The organism is Henriciella barbarensis (genome assembly GCF_003576345.1).
In the GTDB taxonomy this organism is placed as follows: domain Bacteria; phylum Pseudomonadota; class Alphaproteobacteria; order Caulobacterales; family Hyphomonadaceae; genus Henriciella; species Henriciella barbarensis.
The window spans coordinates 32,397-47,452 of sequence record NZ_QWGB01000005.1; the positions used below are offsets into that span (position 1 = coordinate 32,397).

Annotated in this window: 13 protein-coding genes; 5 read left to right on the plus strand and 8 right to left on the minus strand. The window is 60.0% G+C overall.

What is annotated here, in order from left to right; all coding sequences use genetic code 11:
* Positions 1 to 54: 54 nt before the first annotated feature.
* A complete protein-coding gene (locus tag D1224_RS02995) occupies positions 55 to 2,046 on the minus strand; it encodes an alkyl/aryl-sulfatase (protein ID WP_119378449.1) in 1,992 nt (663 codons plus the stop codon).
* A gap of 934 nt (positions 2,047 to 2,980) precedes the next feature.
* On the minus strand, positions 2,981 to 4,759 hold the full coding sequence (locus tag D1224_RS03000) for a hypothetical protein (RefSeq protein ID WP_233350371.1): 1,779 nt from the start codon (positions 4,757 to 4,759) through the stop codon (positions 2,981 to 2,983).
* A gap of 361 nt (positions 4,760 to 5,120) precedes the next feature.
* On the opposite strand from D1224_RS03000, the gene D1224_RS16720 reads away from it, so the two are divergent.
* Both D1224_RS16720 and D1224_RS16410 read left to right on the plus strand, forming a co-directional pair.
* On the plus strand, positions 5,121 to 5,252 hold the full coding sequence (locus D1224_RS16720) for a hypothetical protein (RefSeq protein ID WP_267897071.1): 132 nt from the start codon (positions 5,121 to 5,123) through the stop codon (positions 5,250 to 5,252).
* A 1-nt stretch (position 5,253) separates the two neighbouring features.
* Positions 5,254 to 5,427: a hypothetical protein gene (locus D1224_RS16410; protein WP_182482141.1), complete on the plus strand. Its 174-nt coding sequence runs from the start codon at positions 5,254 to 5,256 to the stop codon at positions 5,425 to 5,427.
* Between the two features lie 226 nt (positions 5,428 to 5,653).
* Here D1224_RS16410 and D1224_RS03010 read toward each other — a convergent pair whose 3' ends face one another.
* The 6 genes from D1224_RS03010 to hppD form a co-directional block, all read right to left on the minus strand.
* Positions 5,654 to 7,870: a xanthine dehydrogenase family protein molybdopterin-binding subunit gene (locus D1224_RS03010; protein ID WP_119378451.1), complete on the minus strand. Its 2,217-nt coding sequence runs from the start codon at positions 7,868 to 7,870 to the stop codon at positions 5,654 to 5,656.
* Positions 7,867 to 8,853 (minus strand): FAD binding domain-containing protein, encoded by a 987-nt coding sequence (locus tag D1224_RS03015; RefSeq protein WP_119378452.1) that lies wholly within the window; start codon positions 8,851 to 8,853, stop codon positions 7,867 to 7,869. Before D1224_RS03015 ends, D1224_RS03010 begins: the two co-directional genes overlap by 4 nt.
* Positions 8,850 to 9,359: a 2Fe-2S iron-sulfur cluster-binding protein gene (locus tag D1224_RS03020; protein WP_119378453.1), complete on the minus strand. Its 510-nt coding sequence runs from the start codon at positions 9,357 to 9,359 to the stop codon at positions 8,850 to 8,852. The genes D1224_RS03015 and D1224_RS03020 overlap by 4 nt, the downstream gene beginning before the upstream one ends.
* Before the next feature lie 125 nt (positions 9,360 to 9,484).
* Positions 9,485 to 10,039, minus strand: a complete 555-nt coding sequence (locus D1224_RS03025; protein WP_119378454.1) for a VOC family protein — start codon at positions 10,037 to 10,039, stop codon at positions 9,485 to 9,487.
* 9 nt (positions 10,040 to 10,048) lie between these two features.
* Complete coding sequence (locus D1224_RS16415) at positions 10,049 to 10,318, minus strand: hypothetical protein (RefSeq protein WP_182482142.1); 270 nt, start codon at positions 10,316 to 10,318, stop codon at positions 10,049 to 10,051.
* A 278-nt stretch (positions 10,319 to 10,596) separates the two neighbouring features.
* Positions 10,597 to 11,706, minus strand: coding sequence for a 4-hydroxyphenylpyruvate dioxygenase (gene hppD, locus D1224_RS03035; RefSeq protein WP_119378456.1), 1,110 nt, complete (start codon positions 11,704 to 11,706; stop codon positions 10,597 to 10,599).
* A gap of 94 nt (positions 11,707 to 11,800) precedes the next feature.
* On the opposite strand from hppD, the gene D1224_RS03040 reads away from it, so the two are divergent.
* From D1224_RS03040 to D1224_RS03050, 3 genes are all read left to right on the plus strand, one after another.
* Positions 11,801 to 12,280: a MarR family winged helix-turn-helix transcriptional regulator gene (locus D1224_RS03040; protein WP_119378457.1), complete on the plus strand. Its 480-nt coding sequence runs from the start codon at positions 11,801 to 11,803 to the stop codon at positions 12,278 to 12,280.
* 44 nt (positions 12,281 to 12,324) lie between these two features.
* The gene (locus tag D1224_RS03045; protein WP_182482143.1) at positions 12,325 to 13,398 is read left to right on the plus strand and encodes a DUF3137 domain-containing protein; all 1,074 of its coding nucleotides are present in this window, start codon (positions 12,325 to 12,327) and stop codon (positions 13,396 to 13,398) included.
* Between the two features lie 125 nt (positions 13,399 to 13,523).
* Positions 13,524 to 15,056, plus strand: a complete 1,533-nt coding sequence (locus D1224_RS03050; RefSeq protein WP_233350372.1) for an exopolysaccharide biosynthesis polyprenyl glycosylphosphotransferase — start codon at positions 13,524 to 13,526, stop codon at positions 15,054 to 15,056.

The following is a 15,056-nucleotide window of genomic DNA, read 5'->3' on the forward strand; positions in this document are numbered from 1 at the left end:
AACCGGATGGCCTCATGCGGGCAAGAGGCCAAACAGCACCGTCTGCATATCGCATCAGGGCGTGACGACCGGGAACCAGAACTCCGGCTGGTCGAGAGCGCCCAGGAATGCGGCAGCAGCTGCCCCCTCCCCTTCGATTGAAAGTGCGCCAGAGGCGACAAGTTGAGGCACGCCAGCTTCGCGCAGGATCAGCCTGTTAAAGTCGGCCCGCGTCATGTTCAGCGTAGCGGTCGCGTCACCCGTCTCAGCAACACTGCGCGGTACAACGACATCGCGGCCGACTTCGACACGGATATTTTCGCCGGTATCGCTGAACGCAAAGACGACGGCAAACGGGTCACGCGAGAGCTTGTCAGGGTTGTAGCGGCTGGCCAGCGCATCAAACAAATCGAGCGTCGGTACAGCGGCAAGGAAGTCGGCATTGCCAAGATTGGGTGCCCCACTCTCTGGGACTCCGTTTCTCAATTCGGATGCGGCGGTCAGGAAATAGCTTCGCCAGGAGCCGCTTTCAGCCTGAAAACCCATCTGTTCATAGGTGGCCGCCAGCCAGTCCTTTGCCGTCTGGCTATCCGGTTCGGCAAAGACGGCCTTGTTGAACAGCTCTGCAGCCCACCGGTAGTCGCCTTGCTCATAGGCGCCGGCCCCACGCGCGAGAACGGCCTCAAGTCCGCCCATAGCTTCAACATAGCGCGGCGCGGTCTCTTCGTCAGGAAGGGCATGATAGTTGGCGGGCACACCGCTCCACCAGCCATAATAGTATTGATAGACCGCCTTGGAGTTATGGTTCAGCGTGCCGTAATAGCCGCGTGTCGAAAAATCTTCCTGGCTGAAGTCCGGCTCGGGGATTGTCTCCGCGGCCTCCGTCATTGTGGCGCCGGCATTGGCGCGGCGCAGGGTCTGGTCATGTACATAGCGATAGGTGTCGCGCTGGTTGCGCAGGAAGCTCTCGACATTCTCCTGCCCCCAGCTTGGCCAATGGTGGGACGCGAAGACAACGTCTGAGCGGTCGCCATAATCGGCAAGCGCGCGGTCGATCACCCGGCTCCATTTCAGCGCATCGCGGACTTTTGCCCCGCGGGATGTCAGGACGTTATGGAAGGTCCCGGTCGCGACCTCTGCGGTGCAAAGCGCGTCGAACTGCGGCAGGTAGAACATGAATTCGGCCGGCGCTTCGGTGCCGCCCGCATCCATGAATTCGAACCTCACACCATCAATCTCGCGAACGGTGCCCCAGCCTTCGATTTCTTCGGTCGGGAGGACGAGGCCGGTCGTGCCTTGCGGTAGGCCCGGACCAAGCCCTGTTCCCACATTCGCGGTTTCCGAGCGCGGGATCGTATTTCCGAACATGAGAACTGCGCGGCGCTGCATCAGATTGCCCGCGATAAGGTTCTCAGTCACCGCACTTTCGGTGAAGCCGATTGGCGCAAGCACTGGCACGCCGCGCGCCTCGATCTCTTCTTCGCTGATCACGCCGCGAGCCCCGCCAAAATGGTCCGCGTGTGCATGCGTGTAGAGAACGCCGGTCACAGGCCGCTCACCCAGCGTCTCGTTGACCAGCTTGAGCGCCGCTGCAGCGGTTTCCCTGACTGTCAGAGGATCGACGATGATCCAGCCTGTTTCACCGCGAATGACGGTCATGACGGAGAGGTCATAGCCCCGCACCTGCCAGATGCCGTCTTTCACCTCAAACAGGCCATGTTTGGCTGCCAGCGCCGACTGGCGCCAGAGCGACGGGTTCACCGTGGCTGGCGCATCGCCCTGCAGAAAGTCAAATTGCGGGATCGACCAGACCGTATTCCCGTCTTCATCGAGGATGGCGTCGGCTTCAATCGCGGCAAGAAACCCCCGCGAAGCGTCTTCAAGGTCGCCCTGGTCATTGAGCGGCAGTCGTTCGGCAATGGCACGGTTGGCAGCGGCGGTTGCCTCACTCGCCTCACCAGCAGCCGGCGGTGCAGGAACGTCAACATTGCTGCCTTCGGTATGAGCAAACGACGACATTGAAACGAATGCGAGGGCAAAGGCCGATACGGCCATTCTGTAAGTCATGCGATTTTTCCTCCCGGCATATTTTGCGAAGAGCCTATGCGCGCGGGGCAGATTTCGGAAGGGCAATTTGCTCTTTCAGGTTTGCTCCCGTGTCGGCGCTGGTGCGCCTCTCATGGAGCGGGCTAAGGGCTGCAGCGTCTCATGCATCCGCTCATCCCGGCGCAGGCCGGGATGTCGTGAGGCGGGCGCCGTACCCAAACTGGCTGAGACCCCGGCCTGCGCCGGGGTGAGCGGACTATTTCAACTCAAACACCGATATCGCCATACGGGGTTTCCCGCTGGCGGTGCGCATCAGTCTCGCCCCTGTGACAGGGCCGGGCGCGTCCAGGGTGGACGCTATATGTAATGCCAGCCTTTCGGCGTGGCTGTAGAGCGTGCGCCTTGGACGCGCCCTGCGAAGAATTGCCCGCTCGTTTGACGCGGGCCGCCCAGAGGACTCAGAAAGGCGAGCCGTCGCCTGACTGGACAAGTGGATAGCGCGGACCGCCTTGTGGCAGGGCCGTTAGTCCCATACCGGCAGCACTCGTCTCCTTCGCACTCCACTCATGGGCGGCAGATGCCAGCCATGAGCCCTCTCGCTCTGCTGAATGCCTGCCGGGGTCTTTCCGGCAGGCACCAACGCTGCGAGAACCATCTCCACCCGGTCGGTCCGGACCGCCCTGTCTGGTGATGGAAGGCGTGTAGTATGCGCTGCGCTCTAGATGGTGGGGATAAATTTGATTTGTCCGACAGCCCCGCTTTGCCGTCATCCCGGTTTGCGTTCTTGCGCAACACCGGGACCCAGCTGCTGCGTGGCGCTTCGTTTCCTCTGGGTCCCGGCTCAAGGCCGGGATGACGATAGAGTTAATAGCGCCAGGACGAATTCTGATGGCAGGAGATGGGCCCTCAGACGGGCCTTCGGAATAGTAGCGCGATCTGGAAGAACGGCTTCTAGTCAAAGGTCAGCGAGCGATGGCGCGTCCGGCCCGCCGAGCCATGCTTCAATGAACAGGTGTCTCGCATAGGCTTCAGAGCGCTCATTTCCCTTGGCCGCGTAGGCTTCGGCGAGCCCAAAAAGGGCATAGGCGTTGTTTGGCGACTCGATCAGGGTCTTGAAGAATTCTCGTTCGGCGCGGTCAATCTGGCCGTCCACGAGAAGGTAGGCGCCGAGTGATTGCCGGACTGGATAATACCACCAGGCTGGTTCGAAATAGGGGAGTTTTTCCTGCGAGGTGGCCGCAGACTCCAATGCGTCGATAGCCGCTGCGTAATTGCCTTCAGCTGCGGCGATACGGCCCGCGAGAACATGACTGGCCACTTCAACAAGGTCCGGCAAAGGTGCGCCGCGCGCTGCATACGCATCAAAGCCCTCAGCCTCTGTCAGCGACCTCAACGCCGCGAGTTCCGTGCGGGCACCGTCCAGCGCGCCCTGTCTCGCAAGGACAACGCCCCGGGCATGGTGCCAGGCCATCTGAGCGAAGAGGTGTGCCGAAGACGGCAATTCATATTCGAGCACGTCCTCATCGGACCCGAATTGCAGGAGCGTGAACAGCTCAGCCGCCGCGACACGTTCCCCGAAAGGCGATGGAGAGGCAGGATCTATCGTCACGATGCCTGACAGCTTGTCCGCCATCGAAAGCGCCGTCGCTGCGTCGCCGCCAAGCTGCGCATTCGCGATCACGAAATGCACATTGTGGGGATAGTAGACGGCGCCATAGAATCCGCCATTTGCGCTTTCAGCGATATAGGCCTCATCGGCGGCGATGGCGTCGATATTTGCCTGAATGGCTTTTTTCCAGCGTCCAAGCCGAAGATAGATGTGGGACGGCATGTGAACGAGGTGACCGACGCCAAGCCCTTGTGCATGCAAACGGTCCGCAAATCCTTCGGCGCGAAACGGGTCTACCGACGCTTCGGTTGCATGGATGTAAAGGTGGATCGGCGGCGCAAAGTCTGGGTCAATTGCCAGCGCCGCATCGAGCAGTTCGAGTGTGCGGGCCGTCCGTCCCTTGGGTATGCGCGCGCCAGCCTGCCAATAGTCCCAGGGCTGTGTGTCCATGTTCGCTTCGGCCGCGAGGGCAAGGATCAGCTTGTCATCGCCATAGCGGCGCGAAACAATATCCATTCTGTCGGCATAGGTTTCGGCGTCTTCGACGACCTCGCCCGTCTCATTCTGGCGGTAGCGAGCCTCCAGCGCCGATATGAGGGCTGCTTCCTTTTCCGAAATGGAAGAGGCCTTCGCCGCAGCGCCGCGCGTTGCAATCAGTCCGGCCGCGCCACGTGCCGGGACGAAGGGCGCATTGATATTACTGCCAAAGGCGAGCCCCTCGCCCCAGAAACACATGGCACAGTCCGGGTCGAGCCGCTGCCCCTCCCGGAAGGCCGCAATGGCTTCATTGTGATTGAAGTTGGCCATATGCGCGAGACCGGTGTCGAACCATGTCTGGGCGTGTGCACTCTTCGTTGTGACCGGGTAATGGAAATGGTCGATGACCTCTTCAGGCAGGGCAAATGGCGCCCCGAAATCGAAGCTTGCCTCCAGTGGCAAAGCGTCCGTCTGGTCCTGAGCGCCGATGGGCGCGGCCTGCCCGCCGCAGCGGGTCTGCGACAGGATGAGCGGGTCGATGAAAGCGGGTGGCGGCGCGTCACTGTCTGCCCCTTCCCCGGACACGCAGGAGGCGAGCATCAAGGCGCCGACCGCGGCCCCCAACATATCGTGGCGTCTGGATCGCATCGCATTTCCCCCTTTGAGAAGGAAAAGATGCGACATGGCACCTTACAAGTCTACGGCGCGCCGCGAAATTGCGCGCGCCTGAAGGCAACCACGCACCGTGCCTTTATGTAGGAACCGCTCAAAGTTTTCTACGAAGTGCGGCCGCGCAGAAGCAGTTTCTGGCCCTACTCCAGCAGTCGTTTCGCTGCTTCGAGGCCGATGCCGTCAGTGGCGCCTGTCAGAAGAATAGTTTTTATGGAAAATGCCTTTTGTCTGGCAGACGCCAGGTCGAGCTGGTCAGCATTCTAGGTCGCAAGCCCTTGTTTTCAACCCTGATCCAGTTGGAGCGCGCCCCCGTAGCCATTGGTGAAAGGAGTTCAAAATGAAACAGACGAAACTTCAGACCGACAAGGCGCGCCAGGGCTCGATCACCCCCGGAATGCTGGCCGTACTGGCAATCTCTACCGCGCTGGCAGTCTTTGCCATGACCGGCGTAATTGCGGGGGTGAGCTAGCATGATGAAATCGCAGGATAACCAGAAGAAGGCGCCGCAGCCGGCGCGACGGACAGTTCACCTGCCCAAGCGTGATGAAGCCTCGTTCTTCAAAAAGCGCGGAAACCTCAATCTCGAAAACGATACGGCCTCTCACCGGCGTTACACCTGGATGTTCGAGGACCTGTTGCAATAGTTCCGGCAACCGCTGGGGACCGGGCGTTCGAAGTGCCCCGTTCCCGGCTGCTGCCTGTCTGGATCAGACCTCGGTCAGCGTAACCGACAGGGGAAGTTTCGACTTCGGCGTCTTTGCGTTGAAGTCATTTGCTTCGTCGCGGTAACCAAGCTCGATGACCACTGGTAAGGTGTTTTTGGAGCGAGGCGCACGTTCTAGCCCTAGCCAAGCATGATCAGCGCGGAGCTCAGGCTGGCTCAAGCTCCGGTAGGCCATCCAGGATCTTGTCCAGTGTTGCCGGATACTCGCGAACCCGTACGCCGGTTGCATTGAAGATGGCGTTGGTGACCGCCGCGCCTGCGCCGCAAAGACCAAGCTCGCCAATGCCCTTGGCCTGTATGGGGCTCGCCCAATCGTCTCGTTCTTCGAGCAGGACAACCTCCAGCTGCGGCACGTCGAGATTAACCGGTACGTGGTACTCTGCCAAATCATTGTTCACGACATGACCGTCGCGCGGGTCGAATTCCATCGCTTCGTGGAGCGCCATGCCGATGCCCCAGGTCATACCTCCAAGACATTGCGACCTGGCCGTCTTGTGGTTGAGGATCCGCCCCGCCCCAAACACGCCGAGCATGCGGCGTACGCGGGCTTCACCTGTCACGGCGTTGACAGCGACCTCGGCGAAGTATGAGCCGTAGGTCGCTTGCTGCACCTTTTCCATCGTTTCACCCGGCTCGATATGGCCTTCGCCTTCAATGGTCTCGCCGGCGAGAAGCTCGATCAGGCTGACTTCCTTGCCGCCGCCGGAGGCTTTGCCATCGTTCAGCTGGAGCTCATCTTCATCGCAACCCAGCCTGCGGGCGAGTTCGCCGCGAATGTCCTGACAGGCGAGGTAGACAGACGACCCGGAGGAGGATGCACCGACAGAGCCACCGGAACCGGACGCCTTGGGGAAGTTGCTGTCGCCGAGGCGCGTATCAACCTGCTCTGGCGCAAGGCCCAGCATGTCGCAGCAAAGCTGGGTGAGGATTGCATAGGTGCCTGTCCCGATATCGGTCATGTCGGTTTCGACAATGGCAGTCCCGTCATCTATCAGTTTTACCCGGGCTTTAGATTCCATCAGCATGTTGACGCGCGCAGCGGCGGCCATGCCCATGCCGATCAACCATTCGCCGTCGCGCTGTTTGCCAGGCTCTGGATTGCGCTTGTCCCACCCGAAGCGTTTGGCGCCTTCGTCAAGGGCTGCTGCAAAGGGGCGTGAACTATAAGGCATGTCCTCTTCTGGATGGATTTCCGGAATGTTGCCCTTTCGAAGCTCAACCGGATCGATACCGGAGACGTGGGCGAGTTCGTCCATCGCGTTCTCGAGTACCTGCATCCCGATCGCCTCGCCGGGGGCGCGAACGGAGCCCGCGCACATACGGTTGAGGCGGGCGACCTCAATGCTGAGCCGCCGGTTTTCGCCGCCATAGATGAAATGCGTCGCCTGAATAACTGGCTCATGAAAGGACTCGCCGGGCAGGTTTGAAACGAGGCATTCATGACCAAGGCCCGTCAGCTTACCTGTTTCATCTGCGGCAAGACGCAGACGCTGGCGCGACTCCGACCGGCGCATGACATTCTCGAAGACCTGCTGACGGGTGAGGGTCACACAGACGGGGCGGCCGATCTCTTTTGCCGCAATCGCCGCAGCGACGGCTTCGGGCGCGATCCCTAGCTTTGAGCCGAAACCGCCACCGACAAATGGCGACAGGATACGGACTTTTTCCGGTTCAACTCCAAGGGAGTCGGCAAGCTCATTCACATTGTACTTCACCATCTGGTAGCTGCCATGAAGGGTGAGCTGGTCGCCCTCCCAGCTGGCGATGGAACAGTGCGGTTCCATGGCGGCGCTGTTGTGATTTGGCGTGCGATAGGTGGAATCAACAGTGAAGGCGGCCTCAGCCATGGCCTTGTCGAGATCGCCCTGATCAAGCTGGTCGTCTTCGGGTTGTTCGGGCGAGAGGTTGCTGGCTTCAGGGTCATAGACGCCGTCGGTGTCGGCCTCACAGACCAGTTCCAGCATATGGGCGCCGTGGCGGGCCTGCTCAAAGGTTTCGGCAACGACAAGCGCGATGGGCTGACCGAAATAGGAGATTTCGGACACGCCCTGAATTGGCGCCTCATTCGCGGTGCCTTGAGCTGGATTGCGCAGGAAGCGGTCATCGCTGAAGACGCCTAGGATGCCAGGCAGGCCTTCAATGGAAGACTTATCGATGCGTACGAGCTTGCCTTTGGAAATTGGGGCACGGACAAGGACGCCAAAGGTTTTGCCCTCGATCTGCCACTCATGGGCATAGGTCGCTGTGCCGGAGACTTTCTTTGGCCCATCGGGCCGGTCCATGGGCGTCCCGGTCAGTCGGCTCGGCAGCTGGTCGAGTAGCCGCGCGGTTGCCGGCGTGTCCATTTTGAGATGGCGTGTCATGAGCGCTCTCCTGTCGCTTCGCGCAGCACCGCTTTCAGCGTGCGGCGGGCCAGCGGTATCTTGAAATCATTGCCGCCCTGCCCGTTCGCATCGGCGAGCAGGATGTCGGCCGCCTTGTCGAAAAGGGCGTCGGAGGGTGCTTCACCGATCAGCAAGTCATCTATTTCCGGGTCATGCCACGGCTTGTGAGCGAGACCGCCAAAGGCGAGCGAGGCTGACGCGATCTTGCCTGCGTCCATCTCGACCACGGCGGCGATCGAGACGAGCGCGAAAGCATAGGAGGCCCGGTCGCGGACCTTGCGGTAGATGTGGCGGCCCCTGGCAGGCGGCGGCAAAGTTACGTGTGTGATGAGCTCACCGGGCCGCAGGATATTGTCCTTGTCAGGCTGGTCACCCGGCAGGCGGTGGAAGTCGCGAACGGGAACGGTGCGGATGTCGCCGCCCTGCCCTTCGATTACGACCTGCGCGTCGAGCGCGGCCATCGCAACGGCCATATCACCCGGATAAGTCGCGATGCACTCATCACTGGCGCCGAGAATAGCGTGGATGCGATTGGCGCCTCCGACGGCAGAGCAGCCAGAGCCGGGCTTGCGCTTGTTGCAAGGCATATCTGGATCATAAAAATAGTAGCAGCGCGTACGTTGGCAGAGATTGCCGCCCGTCGTTGCCTTATTGCGGAGCTGGCCACTCGCGCCCGCAAGAATAGCGCGAGAGAGGACTTCATAGTCCTGACGGATCCGCATGTCGGCGGCGCAATCGCTGTTGGTCACCAGCGTACCAATGAAAAGACCGCCGTCATCGGAAGGCGTGATTTCATCAAGGCCGATACGATTAATATCGATGAGCCGATTTGGCGTCATCAGGTCAAGCTTCATGAGATCGAGCAGGTTTGTGCCACCCGCAATGAAGAGTGCCCCCTTTTCGCTGGCAGCTTCTACGGCATCTGCCGGGTCGTTCGAGCGGTAATAGTCGAAGGGCCTCATGAGCTTGCCTCCGCGGCTTCGCGGATCGCATCGACAATGTTCGGATAGGCCGCGCAACGGCAGAGATTGCCGCTCATGCGTTCGGAGATTTCTTTGAGCGTGAGTTTCGCTTCGCCGGTCAGGCTGCCGGACACGTTGCTTGGCCAGTTATCCTTGATCTCTTCGAGCATTGCAGTTGCCGAGCAGATCTGTCCGGACGTGCAATACCCGCACTGGAAACCGTCATGCTTAACGAACGCGGCCTGAAGCGGGGAGAGATCGCCCGGCTCACCGAGGCCCTCAACAGTCGTAATCTCATCGCCGTCGTGCATGCAGGCGAGCGTTAGACAACTATTGATGCGCCGCCCGTTTACCATGACCGTACAGGCACCGCACTGGCCGTGATCACACCCTTTCTTCGAGCCGGTCAGACCGAGGTGATTGCGGAGGGCGTCGAGAAGCGTTGTGCGCGTATCAGCAGAGAGCTTGCGCTCTTCGCCGTTGATGCGCAGCGTCGTATCTTTCATGGGGCGGGTCCTTGCATGCGTTTATCGTGAACGCCGCACACCCCATTCAGTTGCTCATTAGACTAAGAAAACGAAAAACGCCGCCCGAGCAGGCGGCGTTCTCACATTTCCATTCAGCAGCCTTATCAGGCCGTTTCGTTGGCGATCTTTTCGTGGAGCCAGGCCGCGTGGCGCGGGGCTTTCTTGGTCTGGGACCATTCGTCGAGCATGTCCTGCGCGACTGATTTCAGCTGGGCCATCTGGTCTGGCGTGCCGATGTCGCAGGCGAGTTCCAGACGGTGGCCGTTCGGGTCGAAGAAGTAGATCGACTTGAAAATGCCGTGATGGGTCGGCCCGACAACGTCGAGGCCCATTTCCTCAGCCCGCGCCTTGGCGTTCATCAGGTCGTCCATCGTCTCCACCTTGAAGGCGATGTGCTGGACCCATTCGGGCGTATTGCGGTCGCGGTCCATGTCCGGCTTCGTCGGAAGCTCAAAGAAGGCAAGGACATTGCCGTTCCCGGCATCCAGGAAGACGTGCATGTACGGGTCAGGCGCGCCGGTCGAGGGCACCTTGTCCTCTGCAATGGCAAGCTGGAAATCCATCCCGAGCAGCTTGTTGTAGAACTCGACCGTCTCTTTCGCATCCTTGCAGCGATAGGCGACGTGGTGAACGCCGCCGAGTTTTGGGTCTTCAGTCATTTTGGTCTCCTAGTTCACATCAATATAAGTTTGCTTGCCATCGCAATCACGCGGCAGCGATAGGTCGCGAAGTTCTCGAAGCACGACGTCGCGAGCCCCGATGCCTCGAATACTGTGCGTTGCGCAAACATCCTGGTCTGGTCCACCAACCGTGGTGATTATCCAGTTTCCGCGAAAATAATCTCGCTCAATATCTAATGGGTCATCATCATATTGAGATACGCGGTAGGCCAGAGCGACTGCCATACCGTTATCTGTTCTCCAGATCAGGTCAGGCATGCATCGCCGGACAGGCTCGCCTTCCGCCCACTCGTCCGGCAATTTACCAGGACTTATAAGGCATCCACCGACAGCCTGAATGATGTAGAGCTCTCCTCCAACAGACGACTGGCAGTCCTTCACGGCTTCATCAGCAACGTGCGCCGAGGGCTTGCAGGAAAGCTCGCTTAGCCGCTCGTCGACGAGGGTTGTTTGTGGGGACGCAGACACATTCGGGGTAGGCTCATCGCCACTACACGCAGCGATGAGCAATCCTCCAAATGTAAGAAGGGCCTTCCTCAAGCGTCCTCTTTCTCATCCACCTTCAGCGCACCGCGCTTGATCTGGTCGCGTTCCATGCTTTCGAACAGCGCCTTGAAGTTACCTTCGCCGAAACCCTGCTTGTAGTCACCCTTGCGCTGGATGAATTCAAAGAAGACAGGGCCGACTTGCGGTTCTGCAAAGATCTGGAAGAGGAGGCGTGGTTCGCCGCCCTCGGTCGTGCCATCGAGCAGGAGGCCGCGCGTCTTCAGCGCATTCTCGTCCTCGCCGTGGCCCGGCAGGCGCTCGCCCAGCATCTCGTAATAGGTATCCGGCGGAGGCGTCATCATTGGCACGCCGCGCGCTTTCAGCTTGTCATAGGCCGCGACGAGGTCATCGCAGATGAGCGCGATGTGCTGGATGCCTTCGCCATTGTATTCACGCAGGAATTCCTCGATCTGGCCCTTGCCGCCTTCGGCTTCTTCATTGAGCGGAATACGGATCTTGCCATCCGGCGCGGTCAGCGCCTGCGAGGTGAGGCCGGTATATTCGCCCTTAATGTCGAAATAGCGGATTTCCTGGAAGTTGAAGAGCTTCTCATAGAAGTCAGCCCAATACTTCATCCGGCCCTTATAGACGTTGTGGGTCAGGTGATCGACGAGCTTGAAACCACAGCCTTCCGGGAATTTCTCGACGCCCGGCAGGTATTCGAAGTCGATGTCATAGATGGAGAGGCCCTCTTCGCCCTCATCGGCGTAACGGTCGATGAGGTAGATGAGCGAGTGGCCGATACCGCGAATGGCCGGCAGCTTAAGCTCCATCGGGCCGGCGGGGACATCGCATGGCTCTGCATCATTTGCGATGAGGTGATCATAGGCGGCCTTGGCGTCGCGGACGCGAAAACCCATGCCACAGGCGCTCGGCCCGTGTTCCTTGGCGAAATAATAGGCCGGCGAGCCCTTTTCGTAATTGGTGATGAGGTTGATGCCGCCCTGGCGCCAGAGCTCGACATCCTTGGAGCGATGGCGGGCAACCTTGGTAAAGCCCATGACTTCGAAGACGGGTTCGAGCTGGCCCTTCTCTGGCGCAGAAAATTCGATGAATTCAAAGCCATCGAGGCCAGCTGGATTTTCAAACAGGTCTGCCATGTGCTTAACCTCCAAAAGTTGCGTTTGACTCGATAATAGTTTCATTTGCAACTAAATCAAGTTAACTCGCGCAAAGGTAGGACCTCGCCAGATCATGAATGACGATGCCGGTGACAAGCTTCGCCTCGACAACTTCCTGCCTTACAGGCTCTCAGTGCTTTCCAATGCGGTCTCGCGGAAGATCGCCGACATGTATGAGCGCGAGTTCGATATCTCGATCTGGCAATGGCGCATCCTGGCGGTCCTTGGCGAGAGTGACGGGATTACCTCTACTGAGGTCGCCGCACGCACACTGATGGACAAGCCGGCGGTGAGCCGGGCCACGGCGAGCCTGATCGACCGGGGGCTGGTGACGCGGACCTCGGATGTTGCCGACAGGCGCAAGTCGGCGCTCGGCCTCTCTACGGCAGGGCGGGAGGTCTACAATGCTGTCATTCCGCGGGCACTGGCGTATGAGCAGGAACTGCTGGCAGCCCTTAGCCCGGAAGATGCAGAGGCGCTTCACGGCTTGCTAACCCGTCTGGCGCAAATAGCGTCACCAGAGCGAGACCTTTGGGACATGCGCGAGGGCTGAAGCCGCTGAGGCCGCCTCATCCAGTGACGGCAATGGGGGAATTGATGTCGAAATTCATGACGCTTGAGGATCACTTCGCGCGCCTTCACCCTGTCCGCCCGGAGCATGATGCCGCCCGCCTCCTCTGGCAGGATCGTCTCGCGCCCGAACTGACGACGATGGAAGAAGAGCGCAAGGCCGTCATCAAGCGGGCGACCATGCACACGGTTGCAACAGCGGCCTTCATTGTTGCGCTGGTCTTTGCGGCCATTATCGCCTTCGGGTTTGAAGCGATTTTCCCATTCGGGATCTTTGCCGGGATCGTCGGCATCTTCATCGCCTGCGCAGCCGTGTGGATGCCGGTCTTCAGCATGAAATCGCAGACCAAGCAGCTCGTCGTGGGTGCGGCGTGCGAACCGTTCGGCTTTACCTACAGCACGCTGCACCAGGACTTGTCTGGCGTCAGCAGCCTGCGCAGCCTTGGCTCATGGGTAAATGCAAACAAGTCGGCGGTCTTTTCGAAGGGCAATGAACCGCCCACGCCCGCCTTCGAACGGCTGAAAACGGTTGGCCTCATGCCGAGCTATGACTCGCGCAAGTTCGAAGACCTGATCGAAGGGGTACGCGCCGACGCCGCCTTTACCATGGTTGAATGCAAGCTCACCGAGCAGCAGGGATCGGGCAAGAACCGGCGCACGGTGACCAAATTCCAGGGCCTGCTGCTCAATATCGAATATCCAGAACGCTTCCTCGGGCGCACATTGCTGGCCCGCGATGGCTGGTGGAGCTGGGGCCGGAAGAATGGCATGCAGCAGGTCCAGCTGGTATCGAAAGAGCTCGAAGACGCCTTTACAGTCTATTCGACAGACCAGGTGGAGGCGCGCACCCTGCTGACGCCTGACCGGATGGAACGGCTGATCGCACTGGAGCGCCATTTCAAGGGCTCAAAACTCCGCGGCGTGTTCGAGGAAGGCCATCTGACGATCGCGCTCGAAGCCGACAACCAGTTCGAAGCCGGCTCTATCTTCAAACCGCTCATCGACCCGGCGCGCTATGTCGAAACGCTGACTGAAATCGGCCTGATCTGCGACCTGATCGACGGCTTCCTGACGCGCGACTGGTACAAGGACAAGATCTGAGCGCGGCCCGCCCCAGCACCTGGCTGCGCATGCATGACCAGTTTAGTTGAAATTTAAAACATGCCACAAAGGCAATATTGATGCTGTTCTGGCAGGAATGCTCTCAGTTGCATGAGACCGAGGCCATGGCTGAAGGACTATCCAGACTGGCCGAACCGGCCAACAGCAATCGACCTGATGAAGCGGCTCACCTCGTTTCGACGGCGACGACGTCACCGGCTGATCTATCGGCAGGGGCGCGGCGCATCCAGCAACGCCACCACCCGATCAATCGCGAACTGCTGCGCGCCGCCCTCAGCATCGTCGATTTTGCAGGCGCCGCCTTCATCGCCTGGTTCACGCTTTACCTCACCGGTCACAGCGTTCTCTACTCGCCCGTCAATCTGGTCCTGCCATTTGCCCTCATGCCGTTTGCGTTGCGCTGGGGCCTGAAGGCGAGCCAGTCCTATACGCTGTCCTATGCCCGGCCAGTGACCGAGCACATGATCCGCGCATCGATTGGCGCGGGGTATGGTCTGGCAGCACTCTGTGCAGCCACTGCCCTACTTTATGGTGAGGCGCATACGCGCTGGGTTATGGGGTCTGCTTACCTCACCTTTTGCGCAAGCATCGGCATCCACGCCCACTTCATCGTCCTGTTCAAGGTTCTGACCCGTAACGGCGCTCTTTCGGAGAATGTCGTGCTGGTTGGGGCGACGCCGAATGCGCAGCGCTTGCTGTCGCGCAATGACGAAACGCGCGAGCTGAATATTGTCGGCGTCTTTGATGACCGCCTGTCGCGTGCGCCGAAGTCCATGGCGGGTGTACCCGTGCTCGGACGGCTGGACGATCTGATGAACTGGGACCGCCTGCCCGAAATTGATCGTATTGTCGTGACCGTAACATCGGATGCGCGCCACCGTGTCCGTGAGCTTATTGACCGTCTGCGTGTGCTGCCGCAGCGTGTCGTCCTCCTGCTAGACCTTGAAGGGTTCGACCCAGAAACCGAAAGCCTTGCCGAGATTGCAAGGTCGCCCGCCGCCTATGTTTCCGGCGCACCGGACGACAACCGCCGCGCAACCGTCAAGCGCGCCGCGGATATCGTGTTTGCGAGCCTCATGCTGGTCGCATTCAGCCCGATCCTGCTCATCACAGCCATTTCCGTCAAACTGGAGAGCCCGGGGCCGATCCTGTTCCGTCAGCGTCGCCAGGGCTTCAACAATCAGGTCATTCGCGTCTGGAAATTCCGCTCCATGCGCCACGACCCGGACGCCGAAGAGAAGATGGCCCAGCAGACGCTGAGTGATGACGAGCGGGTGACGCGTGTCGGCAAGCTTATTCGCGCCACCTCCCTCGATGAGCTGCCGCAGCTGATTAACGTGCTGCGCGGCGAGATGTCGATTGTCGGTCCACGTCCGCACGCGATCGGCATGACGGCCGAGAATGACGAAGTTCAGGGCATTGTTGGCGACTATGCGCACCGCCACCGGGTCAAGCCGGGCATTACAGGCTGGGCCCAGGTCAATGGTTCTCGCGGCCCCGTTCATACGCGCGAGGAAGTGCGCGAACGCATCCGCCTCGATATGGAATATGTGAACCGCGCCTCTTTCTGGTTTGACGTGTTCATAATGGTCATCACCGCGCCATGCCTGCTCGGCGACTTCAAGCGCCAGCGCTAG